Source organism: Chryseobacterium lactis, assembly GCF_003815875.1.
GTDB classification, from domain to species: Bacteria; Bacteroidota; Bacteroidia; order Flavobacteriales; family Weeksellaceae; genus Chryseobacterium; species Chryseobacterium lactis.
Window position 1 is genome coordinate 3,386,389 of record NZ_CP033924.1, and the last position, 17,548, is coordinate 3,403,936.

Annotated in this window: 16 protein-coding genes and 1 tRNA gene; 12 read left to right on the plus strand and 5 right to left on the minus strand. The window is 37.0% G+C overall.

Features of this window, described 5'->3' with window-relative positions:
• Positions 1-178: 178 nt before the first annotated feature.
• The 3 genes from EG342_RS15005 to EG342_RS15015 form a co-directional block, all read right to left on the minus strand.
• A tRNA-Ser gene (locus EG342_RS15005) sits at positions 179-266 on the minus strand.
• Between the two features lie 247 nt (positions 267-513).
• The gene (locus EG342_RS15010) at positions 514-1,827 is read right to left on the minus strand and encodes a glycoside hydrolase (RefSeq protein WP_103293370.1); all 1,314 of its coding nucleotides are present in this window, start codon (positions 1,825-1,827) and stop codon (positions 514-516) included.
• A 151-nt stretch (positions 1,828-1,978) separates the two neighbouring features.
• Entirely contained in the window at positions 1,979-2,416 is a 438-nt protein-coding gene (locus EG342_RS15015) for an Lrp/AsnC family transcriptional regulator (RefSeq protein WP_164465188.1), read from the minus strand.
• A gap of 181 nt (positions 2,417-2,597) precedes the next feature.
• On the opposite strand from EG342_RS15015, the gene EG342_RS15020 reads away from it, so the two are divergent.
• The 4 genes from EG342_RS15020 to EG342_RS15035 all read left to right on the plus strand — a co-directional run bounded on the left by EG342_RS15020 (position 2,598) and on the right by EG342_RS15035 (position 6,408).
• Positions 2,598-3,437 (plus strand): alpha/beta fold hydrolase, encoded by an 840-nt coding sequence (locus tag EG342_RS15020; RefSeq protein ID WP_213083886.1) that lies wholly within the window; start codon positions 2,598-2,600, stop codon positions 3,435-3,437.
• Between the two features lie 135 nt (positions 3,438-3,572).
• Positions 3,573-4,700 carry a DmpA family aminopeptidase gene (locus tag EG342_RS15025; protein ID WP_246008627.1) on the plus strand — a complete coding sequence of 376 codons (1,128 nt, stop codon included), beginning with the start codon at positions 3,573-3,575 and terminating at the stop codon, positions 4,698-4,700.
• Between the two features lie 57 nt (positions 4,701-4,757).
• Positions 4,758-5,897, plus strand: a complete 1,140-nt coding sequence (locus tag EG342_RS15030) for a serine hydrolase domain-containing protein (protein WP_103293366.1) — start codon at positions 4,758-4,760, stop codon at positions 5,895-5,897.
• 211 nt (positions 5,898-6,108) lie between these two features.
• The gene (locus EG342_RS15035; protein WP_103293365.1) at positions 6,109-6,408 is read left to right on the plus strand and encodes a hypothetical protein; all 300 of its coding nucleotides are present in this window, start codon (positions 6,109-6,111) and stop codon (positions 6,406-6,408) included.
• 145 nt (positions 6,409-6,553) lie between these two features.
• On the opposite strand, the gene EG342_RS15040 is transcribed toward EG342_RS15035, so the two are convergent.
• Entirely contained in the window at positions 6,554-7,171 is a 618-nt protein-coding gene (locus tag EG342_RS15040; protein WP_246008628.1) for a Crp/Fnr family transcriptional regulator, read from the minus strand.
• A gap of 202 nt (positions 7,172-7,373) precedes the next feature.
• Here EG342_RS15040 and EG342_RS15045 point away from each other — a divergent pair, with 202 nt between their 5' ends.
• From EG342_RS15045 to EG342_RS15070, 6 genes are read left to right on the plus strand one after another with little or no spacing between them, the layout of a single operon-like run.
• Complete coding sequence (locus EG342_RS15045) at positions 7,374-8,849, plus strand: hybrid sensor histidine kinase/response regulator (protein WP_103293363.1); 1,476 nt, start codon at positions 7,374-7,376, stop codon at positions 8,847-8,849.
• Between the two features lie 6 nt (positions 8,850-8,855).
• Complete coding sequence (locus EG342_RS15050) at positions 8,856-12,464, plus strand: response regulator (RefSeq protein WP_103293362.1); 3,609 nt, start codon at positions 8,856-8,858, stop codon at positions 12,462-12,464.
• 15 nt (positions 12,465-12,479) lie between these two features.
• Positions 12,480-12,845 (plus strand): response regulator, encoded by a 366-nt coding sequence (locus EG342_RS15055; protein WP_185126920.1) that lies wholly within the window; start codon positions 12,480-12,482, stop codon positions 12,843-12,845.
• The gene (locus tag EG342_RS15060) at positions 12,846-13,676 is read left to right on the plus strand and encodes a CheR family methyltransferase (RefSeq protein WP_103293360.1); all 831 of its coding nucleotides are present in this window, start codon (positions 12,846-12,848) and stop codon (positions 13,674-13,676) included.
• Positions 13,677-13,687: 11 nt separating this feature from the next.
• Complete coding sequence (locus tag EG342_RS15065) at positions 13,688-14,257, plus strand: chemotaxis protein CheB (RefSeq protein WP_103293359.1); 570 nt, start codon at positions 13,688-13,690, stop codon at positions 14,255-14,257.
• Positions 14,258-14,285: 28 nt separating this feature from the next.
• A complete protein-coding gene (locus tag EG342_RS15070) occupies positions 14,286-14,657 on the plus strand; it encodes a response regulator (RefSeq protein WP_103293358.1) in 372 nt (123 codons plus the stop codon).
• A 55-nt stretch (positions 14,658-14,712) separates the two neighbouring features.
• On the opposite strand, the gene EG342_RS15075 is transcribed toward EG342_RS15070, so the two are convergent.
• Entirely contained in the window at positions 14,713-15,015 is a 303-nt protein-coding gene (locus EG342_RS15075) for a hypothetical protein (RefSeq protein WP_103293357.1), read from the minus strand.
• Positions 15,016-15,180: 165 nt separating this feature from the next.
• On the opposite strand from EG342_RS15075, the gene EG342_RS15080 reads away from it, so the two are divergent.
• Together EG342_RS15080 and hemH are read left to right on the plus strand one after the other, a co-directional pair.
• A complete protein-coding gene (locus tag EG342_RS15080) occupies positions 15,181-16,464 on the plus strand; it encodes a cryptochrome/photolyase family protein (protein ID WP_103293356.1) in 1,284 nt (427 codons plus the stop codon).
• Positions 16,465-16,489: 25 nt separating this feature from the next.
• On the plus strand, positions 16,490-17,518 hold the full coding sequence (gene hemH / locus EG342_RS15085) for a ferrochelatase (protein ID WP_103293460.1): 1,029 nt from the start codon (positions 16,490-16,492) through the stop codon (positions 17,516-17,518).
• Positions 17,519-17,548: the final 30 nt, after the last annotated feature.

A 17,548-nucleotide genomic window follows, 5' to 3' on the forward strand; every position in this document is an offset into this window, starting at 1 on the left:
TGCAAATATAATGTATTCTCTTTATTATTGGATTTGCGTTTTTTTAGAGTGAAATCTAGATTGCATGAGTACAAATAATATTCTACCCAAAACGTTTGTAACTGATGCAATTCCAGCTAGAAAAACCATGAAGAATATAAAAAAACAAGCCTCGTAAATTTATAATTTACGAGGCTTTTGGCGGAGAGTGAGGGATTCGAACCCCCGGACCTGTTACAGTCAACAGTTTTCAAGACTGCCGCAATCGACCACTCTGCCAACTCTCCTTAAACTCCGATTATATCGTTGTTTTCAGTGGTGCAAATATAGAACGATTTTTAATTTCTGCAAAACTTTTACAGAACAAATTTTAACAAAACTTAATAATAGACTAGAAATCAAGGGAATTATTTTTCATCAATTATTAAATCCGGGTTATGACACACAACAAATCTACCGTGAATAAAGGGTTCCTTACAATATTCTTTTATTTTAGTATTACAAATAAGAGTAATTGCTTCATCAGCAGCTTTGTCACACAGTTTTGGTTTCCGACCTTTTCTTATAAATTAATACTAAAAGCATAACGATTACAAAAGCAGCATAAACGTACTGAGTACGGGATACTCCTACACCGTATGGAAACCAGATTCCCTGAATATGAAGAGCTGATACTTCCTGTGAGAATAAGCCTATAGAAAGCAGCAATGCGGCAGGTAAATAAATCAAGTTTTTTTTTCCTTCCTGTCGGATCCCCCGGAATAATGTATAGATCATCAACAAAACAAAAAATAGTCTTATATATTCGGACGCTTTCTGAAATAAACTGTAAGGAATAGATTTGAATAGCCACGGAAGACCTAAAAGCTGTGTGCTCATATACACTAAGGTGAGTACTGCCACAATTTTGGTAATCCAGTCTATTCTGTCTAATCCGTACCAGTCTTTCCATGCTATTATCCAGGAACCGAGTACTAGGGGCATCAGAATTACTGTTGTAACAATATCAATTTCGTGGGCAGATTCCCATTGAAACCAGTAGAAAAAAGCCTGGTTAGCCCGTACTAAAGCCAACAATAGTAAAGCAATAATAAACCATCGATAATGTTTGACGGGTTTCAGAACAAAGATCATGATAGCCAATAAAATGAAGAGTATTGGTTCAATAACTTCCACAATATATCCTTTGATTGTTTGTCCCCATTGATGTCTGTATTTTGATTCAATACTGCTTTTATCACCGAGCTCCGGAGCAATATGAATCCCTCCTGCATCAGGGAGCTGACTTAATGTAGCCTCGCTCATCCACACTCTGAAAGCAATTGTAATCCACTTTTCCTTTCTTACATTTGCCGGCAGCAGAAACATCCGTGGCTGTATACTGTAAGCAGTGGGAACCGGATCTGAAAAATCCCCTGCGCTGCCTAATAATACTCCATTGACGAATAATTGATACGCATCATCAATGGCAGGAGGACCGGTTAAGGCCAGTACATTTCCCCTGACTTGTTCCAATGAAACTTTAATCCGATACCACGCATAACCAGAATATCGTGGGTAACCTCTGGTAGCCCAACCAGAAACATATCCGGAAAGTCCTACATCTCCATCGTGTGCTCCGACAGGGGCTGTAAGATCAACCGTTTCCCATTTTGAATCATCAAAATCTGAAGCAGTCCATTCCATATGGTCGCCTGTCTTGAATTTCCATGGCCCGTTTAAGGTTATTATTGTTGACGTTGAGTCCTTTGCTACTATGGTTTTAGCTTTAAATGTGCCACATGAGCATAAGATAAACATCACAAGCCACAGTCTGACGGAAATATAATTATTTTTAAAAACTACCATTATTATCGAGAGTTAGGTTCTTAATCTTCAACAATATAAAAATAAATAAATTTCCATTGGTGCTTTTGATTCCGTTGAAAACCCATTGAAATAAATACGTTAATAGGTGTTTAATTTGATTAAATCCCTAATTAAATTGATGAATTATTAATCAGAAATGAATGGGCTTATAATCAATAGGTACTGACAAGATGGAGTAAGTGATGGTATCTCCGAATTTACCGAAGCGATCTAAGAGTACGGTAAGCTCTTCTACAGATTTCAGAAAAAGGTGCAAAAAGAAACAATATTCCCCTGTGGTATGAATCATTTTTACAATCCCTTCTATTTTTTCAGTCTCTTTTAAGAAGGATGCAATCATATTGGGCTGCAACTTTACGGCAATTAATACATTGTGTATGTATTCCAGTTTTGAATAATCCACAACAGCAGAGAATCCTTTTATAATGCCTGCTTCCTGTAATTTTTTGATGCGTTCTGCAACGGCCGGAGCGGTAAGGCCTATTTTTCTGCCTATTGCAGCATTACTTGATCTGGCGTCTGATTGCAGCTCATTTAATATTGCATAATGTAGTTTGTCTAATTGCATAGAGAGATGAAAAATAAAAAAACATTGATTCGAAAGTTTCAGGTATCTATTTCTATTGAAATGATAGCCTGATTGATGATGCCTCTGCAGATCTTTGTAAATATAAAAAATTAATCCTAAAACGTGTAACAAGGTCATGAGAGAAAAAGAACTCACTAGAGATATTAATTTGATCCATGGAATGGCTGTTATTAACAGTACATTGCGCATGCATTATGTGGAGGCAGGAGATGGCGAAAAAGTCATTGTTCTGATACATGGTTTCCCACAAACTTGGTGGGAATGGCGGTTTGTGATACCTGTATTGGTGAATCATGGTTTTCGTGTCATTGCCATAGATTATCGCGGAACCGGCGATTCCTGGCGGCCGGCAGATGGTTATGATAAACGTACCATGGCCAGTGATATATATTCTTTATTAACGGATCATCTTAAAATACAAATCCCTGTCGTTCTTATTGGACATGATATCGGATTAATGATTGCATATGCCTATGCACAGGAATATCGTAGATCAGTGTCTCAACTGGTTGTCATAGATGCACCTTTACCCGGGACAGAAGTATTTGACAAAATAAGAACAGATCACAGAGTCTGGCATTTTGCATTTCATAATGTGCGGGATCTTCCTGAAATGCTGATTTCTGGCCGTGAACGGCAGTATTTACAGTATTTTTTCAATTATCGTATTTATAACACGGCTGCCATTACTGAAATTGATATGGATATTTTTAGTCAGGCCTATTCGGCAGCAGGTGCTATAAAAGCCGGATTGGAAGTTTATCGGGCATTTGACCAGGATATACTCGACAATAAAGAGAGCATGGCAAAAAATGGAAAACTATCTATTCCTGTTCTGGCAGTCGGAGGAGAAATGAGTACCAGTGGACCATTTATGAAAGAAATGATGGAAGAAGTGGCTGATAACGTTGTATCAATACGTGTTCCTAAAACCGCCCATTGGGTCGTTGAGGAAAATCCGGGTGCATTTATAAAAAGCCTATTACAATTTCTTAACTAAGATATTCATTGTGCTATAATGTCAGTTATTTTAAAAACAAACTAACTAAAATCAATGCCTTAATGAGTGTGCACACACACACACAGAAATTTGATAATTATGAAAAATTTAATATTGTTTTATTTACTAATATATATGCAACTTTTTATATTTGGGCAAAAGCCACGAGCAAGGGATATAGGAATTCCATTTAGTGGAACTATAGGAAAATTCAATGCAATAACAGACGTAAAAGGAGTAGAAGTGGGGTATAGTACTATTATTTCAGGTCAGGGTAAAAATAATATAGGGAAAGGACCTGTCAGAACAGGTGTTACCACAATTCTGCCCAGAGGAAGAAACAATAATCCCGTTTTTGCCAATTGGTATTCACTTAATGGAAATGGTGAAATGACAGGAACAACCTGGGTAACAGAATCAGGATTTTTAGAAACACCAATTATGATTACCAATACCAATAGTGTAGGTATAGTGAGAGATGCTGTTCTTAAATGGTTTATTGACAAGCATTGGTATAAAGAAGATTGGTGGTATACCTATCCGGTTGTTGCAGAAACGTATGATGGATTTTTAAATGATATTTATGGCTTCCAGATTCAGGAAAAGAATGTGTATGAAGCACTTAATACGGCAAAATCAGGCAAACTTCAGGAGGGAAATGTAGGAGGCGGAACAGGAATGATGTGTCTTGGTTTTAAAGGAGGAACAGGGACTTCATCAAGAATAGTGAAAATAGGAGATGATGAGTATACAGTTGGTGCTCTTGTGCAGACTAATTTTGGACGAAAAGAGTCATTGACTATTTCTGGTGTGCCAATTGGGAAAGAACTCGATGATACGATAGGGAGTGAATTGAAATTGCCTTCTCAATCATATCGGAAAGAAGGCGATGGTTCTATAATAGTGGTTATCGCAACAGATGCACCATTACTTCCACATCAGCTAAAGCGTATTGCTTCCAGGGTTCCACTTGGAATCGGTAAAGTAGGTGGATACGGCATGAATAGTTCAGGAGATATTTTTATTGCTTTTTCTACCGCTAATCCTGAAGCTTTTCAAAGAAAGGATCTTTCAACTGTAAAATCACTTCCCAATGATTCGATGGATCCCTTGTTTGAAGCGACTGTACAGGCTGTAGAAGAATCTATCATTAACGCAATGATCGCCGCAGAAACAATGGAAGGTGTTAATGGAAACAAATCCTATGCGCTTCCTCATCAAACGGTGATTGATATCTTAAAAAAATATAAAAGAATACCATAAGGAGAGAAATTTATTATGTTTTTAATTTAATGAATAGTAATCTATTAAAATCTTTCTATGAAAAAACTATGGTTTCTAACAGCTCTGACTGTTGTTTTTGTTACAATGAATTCCTGTGAAAATGATCGGCCTGCAGAGGCACCGGTTACGCAACCTAACGCTGAAAAGTATCAGCGAATTGTTGATCAATTTATGGCTGCCGGTGCTGTAGGCGTAAACGTTGCTGTAATTTCTCCCGAAGGAACATGGACAGGATCCGGCGGATTGGCCGACAGGGAAAAAAATATCAAAATGTTACCTGATAACAGGCTTCGTATTGGAAGCATGACCAAAATGTTTGCTTCAGCCACTATTCTGAAGCTACAGGAAGAAGGTCTGCTGAATATCAAAGATAAAATCAATCAATATCTTCCTCATAGTATTACAGATCGTATTGCAAATGCCAACGAGGTAACGATTGAACAATGTCTTAATCATAGAGCAGGGATCCGAAATTATTTACAGGATATTTCTGCCGGTGTTTTTGACGGGAGTATTGTCAACTATTCTGCAGAGCAGACTCTTCAGCTGATTTATGATAAGCCTGCTGATGATCCGGTTGGAAAAGGATATTATAGTAATTCCAATTATCTTTTACTCTCTCTGATCATTAAAAAAGTAACAGGAAAGCCGTCGTACCAGGTGATTAATGAAAAAGTAATCAATCCGCTGGGATTGAAAAATACATTTGCCAGCACAACACTTCCGGATAAACTTACCAGATCCTATTATGCCGAAACCGTTAATGAAACCCTGACTGATGTAACCAATATAGACAATAACGGTATCGGAGGTGAGGGCGCAATCGATGGTGGAATGATTTCAACAGCTTCTGATATTGCCCTATTTGTAGAAAGTCTCTTAACGAATAAAATACTCTCTCCTGCTTCAATGCAGCAACTTCAAACTTTCGTGGATAATGATCCTAATCGTCTTGAGCCGGATCTTAAATACAATAAGCAGTACGGATTGGGAGTAATGAAACTGGATACAAACCAGGGAGTGGCCTTAGGGCATGACGGGCATGTATTTGGGTTTGGGGGGAAAGCATATTATTTTCCAAAGCAAAAAGTAACTGTATGTATACTCCTTAATACGTGGTCTCCGAAAGTAGTAGCACTGCTTAATGCAAAAGATACTTTCAATTTATTGTTTTGAGATATTTAAAGCAAAATCACTTCTGCTTGTGAAAATCTGAAGGTATACAATATACAGATTGAGCTGTATGTCTCATAAAGAATTGTAGTTGAGTCAATTACATTTATTCTTCATAATATGTGGTATCTAATTAAGAAAACTTTAACATTACGCTGTCAATTTAGGTACGGATATTGTGTATTTATATACCAAATACTTAATTATAAATATTATGAACAATTCAGATTACAACAAAGCGGAAAAAGCAGTTAATGAAACAGAAAACTCTTTAAAAAATGCAGCTAGTGATGCAAAATGGAAGATCAGTGATTTAGCAGATAAGGCGAGGGATTATATCAATGAAAAAAGAAATAATGATGAGGAAGCAAGTCAGGAAGATTGGCTGGATAAAGTGAAGGCAAACGTCTCTGATGCGTGGGAAGATATTAAAGATAAAGCTGATGATGCATGGGAAAAAACAAAAGATGCTGCAGAAGATGTAAAAGCAGAATGGAAGAAAAAAACCAATTAATTTTCTTCTATACATATTAAAAATCAGGACCGGTAATGGTCCTGATTTTTTATGAATACTATTTCAAAATTAAATAAGATACAGCATATCTCACCTTTCTATTATTTGTAAAATAGTATATTTATGTACTTTTTGCAGATTGTTTCTAGTAGAAAATCCTCCGGCCATCAAGTCTTATCGTTTGGTTATTAACCATTTTTTTTACTGTTCTGATAACAGTCTCCACCCGTAGACCGGTAAGGTCTGCAATTTGCTGGCGGGTAAGTTCTACGGGAAAACAGTGCTGACAATCTCCGTCATAATAGCTTTTCAGATAATCCATTAAACCCTGAAGGCGGTGAATGGGATCTTGAGAAGCCATATTGCGAACCATCAGGCTGTTGTAATACAATCTTTGGGATAAACATGCATTCATTTCCAAAGAAATATCAGGATGCTTTTCCAGCATTTCCAGGAAGTTATTTTTAGGAATTCTGATGACTTCTGTAGTTTCCAGGCTCACTGCATTGGTGGGGTATAACCTGTCAATAAACAAAAGTGGGTCACCAAAACTCTGGTTTTTCCCCAAAATATTCTGAATGAATTCTTTTCCATTCTCATTATAGGTGTTCAGTTTTACCTTACCACTGGTAATCTGAAAATAATATAGTGAGTGTTCATTTTCCTTGAAAACAAACTCTTTAGGTTTATACCTGATGGTTTCCCCGCCAAAAGAACGCAGTGTATTTTCATCGATATTCATGCAGCTTATTGTTTTTTTCATAGTGGTATTTTTTTCAGATAAGAGAAATATACTTTTTTTTCAAATATGATTAACGATTTCAATCCTTATGCCATTCATGTTTTTATTATAAAATGTGGTATGGATTGCCTATTCATAATGGTTTAAAAATTACTGTTTTTTCAAATATTGTCAGTATTTTTGAACCTAAACTACCTATAATTAATTATTGATTTTAACTTCTATGATTTTAATTGTTGATGACAACCCAAGTAACCTGTATTCATTGCAAAAATTACTTGAATCTAAGAACTTCCATGTTGATACAGCAGGTTCCGGTGAAGAAGCTCTTGGTAAAGCACTGAAAAACGACTATGCCTTAATTATTTTGGATGTTCAAATGCCGGATATGGATGGTTTTGAAGTGGCTGAAACACTTTCCGATTACAGTAAAACCAAAGAAGTTCCCATTATATTTTTATCCGCTGTCAATACAGATAAAAAGTTTATAACCCGTGGCTATGCTTCCGGAGCAAAAGATTATGTGACAAAACCTGTAGACCCTGAAATTCTTTTACTAAAGGTGAAAACCTTTTATAATCTTCAGGAGCAGAATATGGCCATGAAAAAGACTCAGCAGAATCTGGAACTTGAAGTAAAAGGAAGAAGAGAGTCTCAGGTGACGATGAAATCTCAGATCGATCATTTTCATCTGATGCTGGAATCGCTTCCTCAGATTGCATTTACTGTCAATGCTGAAGGAAATATTGATTTTGTGAATGGTAAGTGGTATGAATATTCTGATTCTGAACAAGACTTTCCGGAAACCCATCCGGACGATTTGAATATCCTGGAAGAATTTGAAAGAGCCAGAAAGAAAGGAAAATCTCTAGAATTGGAGATAAGAATTAAAAATGTTCACTCCCAGGATTACCGTTATCATTTGCTTCGTGTTACTCCCGTGAATGATGAAGGCCGTATTAAAAACTGGGTGGGAACTTTCACTGATATTGACGGTCAAAAGAAAGCAGAAAAGGAAAAAGATGAGTTTTTAAGCATCGCAAGCCATGAATTAAAAACGCCTTTAACAAGTATTAAAGCGTACATTCAATTATTAGACAGGAAATTAAAATTAGATAAAGACAGTTCTGAAGCTGGATTTGTGGCCAAAGCCCAAAACCAGATTGAAAAGCTCAATACCCTGATCACAGATCTGCTGGATGTTTCCAAAATAGAAAACGGTAAACTGAAAATCAACAAAAAACCTGTTAATCTGGAAAATGTAATCAGTAATGCTATTGATACAATTCTTCAGACCCATGATGAAAACAAAGTAAAAATTGAACGCCACGGGGTTAAACCGGACATATTGATTCCATTGGATGAAATAAGGATAGAGCAGGTATTAATTAACTTTCTGACTAATGCTATTAAATATTCTCCGAATAACAACCAGGTTATTGTCACGACTTTCGTAGATGAAGAAGCAGAGGAAGTGAGAGTCAATGTAACAGATTTTGGAATTGGTATCCCTGATTTTAAGCAGGAAGCTGTATTTAAGAAATTTTATCGCGTAGAAGAATCTTCACTGCAATTCCAGGGAATGGGAATCGGGCTTTTTATCTGCTCAGAAATTATCAAACAACACCATGGAAATGTGGGTGTTTCGAGCATAATGAATGAAGGGTCTACCTTTTATTTCACCTTACCATTAAACTAATTTTTTATGCCAAAAAAAATTATAAGAAATCTCCAGATCGGAATTGGTCTTTCACTTTTGATCCTGATAGCCAGTTCAGTGGCTTCGTATTGGAGTATTCAGAATCAGATGAGTCACAGGGAAAGCCTTTCCAAAAGCAGGCGTTCTGTAACGGCTGTTAAAGACGTTCTGGTTGCCGTGTTGGATGCGGAAACAGGAAACAGAGGATATCAGCTGACTGGAAGGGAAGATTTTCTGGAGCCTTACAAACGAGGGGTGAGAGAATATTCGAAAGCCCTGGTACTTGCAGAATCGCTAGGAGTAAAGGATAAAAACCAGCAGGAAAGACTTGTCGGTTTAAAGACCGCAGTGGATCAGGTAATGGATAATCTGCAAAATCTGGTTGAAAACAGACGCCGAGGTATTATAATGACCCAACAGCAAATTGTTACCGGTAAAGCCTATATGGATGAATGCCGCAAAATTGTAAGGGATTTTGTACAATATGAAGAAAATCAGGTTGAAATCAAGAATAAAGATTTAGCACGTTCTTCAGGAACAACGGTCCTTTTTATCATTTTTTCTGCACTGGCAGCGATAGTCGTTACTGCGTTTTTCTATTTTAAAATGCGGGCAGACCTGATCAGAAGAGATGAACTCGAGAAAATGCTGAAAGATAAAGACCAGGAAATGACAAGACGTGTAAGTGCGATTCAAAAGATTGCCAATAGAGTATCCAATGGAGATTACAGTGAAAAAGTCATTGATAATACAGAAGACGACCTTGGAGACCTGGTAGAGTCATTGAATCATATGACAGAATCTCTAAAAACTTCTTTTGACAAAATAAACAAAAGCGACTGGCGTCAAAAAGGCCTCGCTTTACTCAATGAATCCCTTGTAGGAAATAAATCGGTGAAAGAAGTTTCTAACAAGGCTTTAAGTCAGCTTATTGAGTACGGAAACTGCATCAACGGATCACTATATCTTTATGATGAAGGAATTTTAAAACTTAATCAGGCATTTGGGCTGGAAGCCAATATGAAAAAGGCCTTTGAACCGGGAGAAGGAATGGTAGGACAGGCTTTTATCACAAATAAAACACAGGTATATAATAACCTCCATGAAGAAGATTTTGTTGTAACCTTTGCCAGCAGCACCATTAAGATCTACGGAATATTACTGATTCCGGTTTTTGCAGATGGTAATGCTATTGGTGTCCTGGAATTAGGTTCTACATCCAATTTTGAGGAAGACAGAATCAGCTATTTCTCGGAATGTTGTGTCAATATAGGAATTGCATTAAATGCTGCTAAAGGAAGAGAAAAGGAACAGCAGTTATTAGAAGAAACCCAGGCTCAGTCTGAGGAATTACAGGTTCAGCACTCTGAGCTTGAAAACCTCAATACGGAATTAGAAGCACAGACCCAGAAACTCCAGGCCTCTGAAGAAGAATTAAAGGTACAGCAGGAAGAGCTGATGCAGGCTAATGCAGAATTGGAAGAACGTTCAAGACTATTGGAAGAAAAAAATCATTTGATTGCGGAACGAAACAACGAAATTCAGAAAAAGGTAGAGGAGCTGGCTCTCAGTACCAAGTATAAGTCGGAATTCCTGGCGAATATGTCTCATGAACTGCGTACTCCATTGAATTCTATTCTTCTTTTATCACGATTGATGGCAGAAAATCCGGATGAGAATCTTAATGAAGATCAGGTAGAATCGGCAAAGGTGATTCAAAGTTCAGGCACAAGTTTATTAACCCTGATTGATGAAATTCTGGATCTGGCTAAAATTGAATCCGGCAAAATGACTCTGGAATATCAGGATGTTGTGGTCGAAGAAGTGGTAAAGGATTTAAAAAGCCTTTTTAATCCGGTATTCCAGGAGAAAGCACTTCAGTTTAATATTCAGATCGATTCCAATGTTCAGAAAGTGATTGAAAGCGACCGTTTGAGAATTGACCAGGTATTGAGAAATTTATTGTCCAATGCATTGAAATTTACCACAAAGGGCAGCATTGGTTTACATATCAGTAAACATGCTGAGAAACCTGATTTTATTATCTTTTCAGTAAAAGATACGGGAGTCGGGATTGCAGAAGATAAACAAAAAATTATTTTTGAAGCATTCCAACAGGCGGACGGATCGACGAAAAGAAAATTTGGCGGTACCGGCTTAGGATTATCCATAAGCAGAGAAATTGCAAGACTTCTCGGTGGTGAGCTTGTTTTGAAAAGTGAGCTTAATAAAGGAAGTGAGTTCAGTTTTATCATTCCTGTACATGAGGTCACTGAAATTCTTCAAAATGAAACTGATCAGGATCTGGTAAAAATCATACAGGAAGATGTTGAAGAGATTCAAAACATTTTGGGTGAAGGAGAAACCGAATCTTTCCAGTTAAATACCCTGGAAATTCCTGAAGATGTTGCTGACGACAGGGATCATATTAAAGATGGAGACAAAGTAATTCTGATCATAGAAGATGATATTAATTTTGCAAAAGCACTTCTGAAGTTTGCTCACTTACAGAATTATAAAGGAATTGTAGTAGTAAGAGGAGATCATGGGCTTTCTGCAGCACAGAAGTATCATCCGCATGCTATTTTACTCGATGTTCAGTTGCCTGTAAAAGACGGTTGGGAAGTGATGGATGAATTGAAATCTCATGCTGATACCAAACATATTCCTGTTCACATGATGTCGGTATTACACCTTAAAAAGGAAAGTCTTATGAAAGGTGCTGTAGACTTTATCAATAAGCCGGTAGCTCTGGATAAAATGACGGATGTATTCAGAAAAATTGAAGATGCCTTAAAGAAAGGCCCTCAGAAAGTTCTCATTGTAGAGGAAAATGCCAAACATGCCAGTGCATTATCGTATTTCCTGAGCAATTTTAATATTTCTTTGTCGGTGGTACATAATGTAGAAGACAGTGTGGAAGCTTTGACCTCTGATCTTGTGGAATGTGTTATTCTGGATATTGGAAATTCAAAAGGAAATGAATATCAGGTTATTGAATCCATAAAAAGTTACGACGGATTGGAAAACCTTCCGATCATTATTTTTACAGAACAGAATTTATCCAGAGACGAAGAGCTGAAGATCAAACAGTATGCGGATTCTATTGTGGTAAAAACTGCACATTCTTATCAAAGAATTTTAGATGAAGTAGGTTTATTCTTACATTTGGTGGAAGAAAAAAATAGTTCCCCTGAGGGGAATTCAGGGAGAGTATTGGGATCTTTAACAGAGGTTTTGAGCGGGAAAAAAGTGCTGATCACCGATGATGATGTCCGCAATATTTTTTCTCTCACAAAGGCGCTGGAAAAATATAAAGTGGAGGTTATTGTGGCCATGGATGGAAAAGATGCCCTTAAGCAAATTCAGCAAAATCCTGATGTAGATGTTATTTTAATGGATATGATGATGCCTGAAATGGATGGGTATGATACGATTAAGGAAATCAGGAAAATGCCCGAATATAAACGATTGCCGATCATAGCTATCACTGCAAAATCGATGATTGGAGAACGTGAAAAATGTATTACGGCAGGCGCTTCGGATTATATCTCAAAACCGGTAGATATTGATCAGTTGTTATCTCTGCTCCGTGTATGGTTGTATGAAAGTTAAACAGATAGAATTCTGATGAATAAGAAAATTTTAATCGTGGATGATGATCCACGTAATATATTTGCATTAAAACTGACCTTAAAGGCTCGTGGATATGCAATTGAAAGCTGTATCATGGCTCAGGAAGCCTTTGAAATCCTGAAGTCGGATCCACAGTTTTCAGTGATTCTGATGGATATGATGATGCCCGGAATAGATGGCTATGAAGCAGTTCGGATCATAAGGAATACCCCGGAAATAAAGCATATTCCGGTTGTTGCCGTTACGGCACAGGCGATGCCTGAGGATCGTCAGAAATGCATCGATGCGGGAGCCAATGATTATGTGTCAAAACCGATCGATGTGGATCTTTTAATCACAGCTATAGAAAAATTGATATAAATGCTGGAACCGAGTATTGTAAAAGATGAAGAAGTAGAAAATCTGATTAATGATGTCTATGAGATGTATGGCTATGACTTTTCTGGTTATAGCAGGGCTTCTTTTAAGCGAAGAGTAAACAGAATCTGCCTGTTGGACAGGTTTACCAGTTTTGCCGAGCTTCGCTATACCATCATGAATGACCCGGAATATTTAAAGCGTTTTGTAGAAGAAGTTACCGTAAACGTTACCGAAATGTTTCGCGATCCTTCATTCTTTAAGGCGTTACGGGAGAAAATTTTACCGCAGCTCGGTACCTATCCGTTAATCAGAATCTGGATTGCGGGTTGCTCAACAGGGGAGGAAGCGTATTCTATGGCTATATTGTTGAAAGAAGCCGGCCTTTATCATAAATCGCTGATTTATGGCACAGACCTGAATCCTTCGGTTTTAGAAACTGCAAGAGCAGGTGTTTTCCCTCTTCAGCAGATGAAACTGTATTCTGAAAATTATATGCTTTCGGGTGGAATAAAGGACTTTTCCGATTATTATACGGCTAATTATGACAGTGTTAAATTTGATAAAAGCTTACAGGATAAACTTATTCTCTCTACCCATAATCTAGTGTCAGATAGTTCTTTCAACAGCTTTCAGCTTATTGTTTGCAGGAATGTTTTGATTTATTTCGACAGAGAATTACAGGAAAGGGTTTTTAAGCTTTTTGATAACAGTCTGGAACATCTCGGCTTTCTTGCTTTGGGTGCGAAGGAAACACTTAAGTTTTCCACTATTGATAAGAATTATCATCAGGTAGAAGATCAGAAAATCTGGAAAAAACAGGATCACCAATAACACTTTCCCCCATGAATTCACAAACAAACATAGAATTGATCATGATCGGAGGGTCAGCAGGAAGTTTACAGGTTATTATTGAGATGATCAAAAAATTGGATGATACTTTAAAAGCCCCAATTGTACTTGTACTTCACCGCAAAGCTCAATCCGGTAATATCTTGCAGACTTTGCTGCAGCAGTTTACTAAAATACCGGTAACGGAAGTTGAAGATAAAACAGAGATTCAGAATAACACCATTTATATTGTTCCTGCAGATTATCATTTGCTTTTTGAGAATAGAAAGAATATGTCGTTGGACAGCTCTGAAAAAATGAATTATTCCCGTCCGTCTATTGACGTTGCTTTCAGGTCTGCCGCAGAGATTTATGGTGAGAATATGATCGCCATTCTTTTGTCAGGAGCCAATGCTGATGGAGTGGAAGGGTTAAGTTATATTAAAAAGAATAATGGCAAGGTATGGATCCAGGATCCTGAAACTGCTGAAGTGGACTATATGCCCAGACATGCTATAGAAGAAATTGAATATGATTTAATTATAAGACCTGCTAACTTAGCAGATTATATTAATCAATTGTAATAAACTGAATAAAGATAATTTAAATAAGATGAGTAAAAAGAAAATTTTAATTTTTGACGATGATACTGCTATTTTGGAAGTAGTGACCATCATATTTGAAGAGAATGGCTACGACGTTAAAATTTCAGAAACGTCACATGACATCCTGGAAAGAGTGGCAGACTATCAGCCGGATGTTATTTTAATGGATAACTGGATTCCGAAAATTGGTGGGGTGGAAGCAACAAAACTTCTTAAAAGTACAGAAGAATTCAAGCATATTCCGGTAATCTATGTAACAGCTAATAATGATATTGTTGCTTTGGCAGCAGAAGCTCAGGCGGATGATTATGTTTCAAAACCTTTTAATCTGGATGATCTTGAGGAAATAGTGGCAAAACATATGAAAGAACAGGTGTAAAATACCTGGTATTCATTATACATTCAAATCTCTCAAAGTTTTTTTGAGGGATTTTTTATTGGTGTTGTTTGAGCGTGTCTATAGCTTTCAGAACCTGATTTTTGCCCACAACTTCAGTATTTATCTTTTGAATCAGTGACTGCATTAAGAAATACAGATCCGGATTCATGATAATGATGTCCGAAAATGTTTTGACCAATATTAACTTTTTCGAGACAATATTCTGTGCCGTAACATATTCATTAGCAAGATCAATATCAATGTTCAATTCCTTTTTTACAGTTAAATTGAAGTATTCATCAATAATATGTTTATCTCTCTCCAAGTGTACCCGATCAGTTTCTATATTATCCATCATGTTGTTTTTAGTCTTACTATTTAATTTACAAATTTTATACCGTCTTAAAAATAATTGGTTTATTAATAAACTTTTAATTTATTTTAATAGTATATTTGTGACCTATTGTTTTGTGTTTCCTTTGATATAAGTGAATATGGAATTTTAATTAGTATTGAATAGATAATGGATAAAGTAAATATTTTTTGGTTCAGAAGAGATCTGAGGCTCGAAGACAATATCGGACTTCACCAGGCTCTCAGTTCCGGCCTGAAGGTAATTCCAATTTTTATCTTTGATACAGGGATATTGGATCAACTTCAGGATAAGAATGATAAAAGGGTAGATTATATTCATCAGGCATTGCAAAGCATTCACCAGGAATTACAAAAGTACCATAGCGGATTGCATATATATCATGGAACTCCAAAAGAAGTTTTTGAAAAAATAGCAGCCTGTTTTACAATCGATACCGTCTTTTGCAACAGGGATTACGAACCGCAGGCTATACAGCGGGATAAGCAAGTGGAGGATTGGCTTTCAAAAAAACATATTCAATTTAAAGATTTCAAAGATCAGGTTATATTTGAAAAAAATGATATCCTAAAGAGTGACCATTCCCCTTACACGGTTTTTACACCGTACTCAAAAAAATGGAAGGAGAATCTGAAAAAAATTGAATCTGTCACGATCGACTGGGCACATTTTGCAAAATATAAAGGACCTTCAGAGATTATTTCATTGAAAGAAATCGGATTTGAAAAAACAAATATTGATTTTGTAAAGCCTACACTGAATAAAAACATAATAGATTCTTATGGAAAGTACCGGGATTTTCCGGCAATGAATCACACCACCCATCTTGGAATTGCCCTTCGTTTTGGAACCATTTCGATCCGAAAATGCGTTCAATATGCGTTGGAATATAGCGAAGTCTGGCTTAACGAGCTGATCTGGAGAGAATTTTTTATGCAAATCCTGTTTCATTTTCCCAACGTTGTCCATCATTGTTTTAAAAAGAAATACGAGAATATTGCCTGGAGAAACAATGAAAAAGAATTTAAAGCCTGGTGTGAAGGTAAAACGGGATATCCGATGGTTGATGCCGGAATGCGGGAACTCAACGAAACCGGATTTATGCATAATAGGGTAAGAATGATTACCGCAAGTTTTCTTACCAAACACCTTCTCATCGATTGGCGTTGGGGCGAAGCCTATTTTGCTGAAAAACTATTGGACTACGATCTTGCAGCCAATAACGGAAACTGGCAGTGGGCAGCAGGTTGCGGTTGCGATGCGGCTCCTTATTTCAGAATTTTCAATCCGTATGAACAGACAAAAAAGTTTGATAAAGATGCTCAGTACATTAAGAAATGGCTCCCGGAAGACTATAAAGAAGAACCCATTATAGAACATTCAAAAGCCAGAGAGCGTGCATTGAAAACGTACAAAGAAGCATTGGCAGACTAAATTATTGACTATTAAAATAAAAACATTGGCTAAAAAAGGAATTTTATTGATTAATCTTGGTTCCCCAAGATCAACAGCTGTAGAAGATGTAAAAGAATATCTTGATGAATTTCTGATGGATGAAAAAGTAATCGATTATCGGTGGATTTTCAGAGCATTTCTGGTACAGGGCATTATCTTGAAAACGCGTCCTGCAAAATCAGCAGAGGCTTATAAAACGGTCTGGACAGACGAAGGTTCTCCTTTGATTGTGATAACCAAAAAAGTTCAGCAAAAACTTCAAAAGATCGTCAATGTACCGGTAGAAATCGGGATGAGATATGCAGAACCCAGTATTGAAACGGGGATCAGAAATCTGGTTGAAAAAGGAGTTTCGGAAATCGTTCTGTTTCCGCTTTACCCGCAATATGCGATGAGTACTACGGAAACCGTTATTGAAAAAGCTGAAGAAGTAAGGAAGAAAAAATTTCCAGAAGTAAAAATCAATTATATCCAGCCTTTTTATCATCGGCAACTGTATACGGATTGTCTGGCAGAAAGTATCCGGGAGAAGTTACCTGCAAACTTTGATGCGTTATTATTTTCGTATCATGGTGTTCCTGAAAGGCATATTTATAAAACAGACCCTACCAAAACCTGTAATCTTAATGACTGCTGTTCCAGAGAAACCAATCCCAGCCATTCGTTTTGCTACCGTCATCAATGTTTCAATACCACCGAAACAGTAATTAATAAATTAGGATTACCCAAAGATAAGGTCATCGTCTCTTTTCAATCGAGGTTGGGAAAAGACAAATGGATAGAACCTTATACGGATCATACATTGGAAACTATTCCGGCAAAAGGAATTAAAAACCTGGCAATAGTTTGTCCTGCCTTTGTTTCCGATTGTCTTGAAACCCTTGAAGAAATATCTGTGGAAGGAAAAGAACAGTTTCTGGAAGCGGGAGGACAAAGTTTTACCTATCTGCCGTGTTTAAATGATGAAGACCGTTGGATTAAGGTGATTCAGACGTTGTGTGAAGAGCAGCTCAACCAATTTTATCTGGCATAAATCAAGGAAGTTGATTCTTGTCAAAAAAGA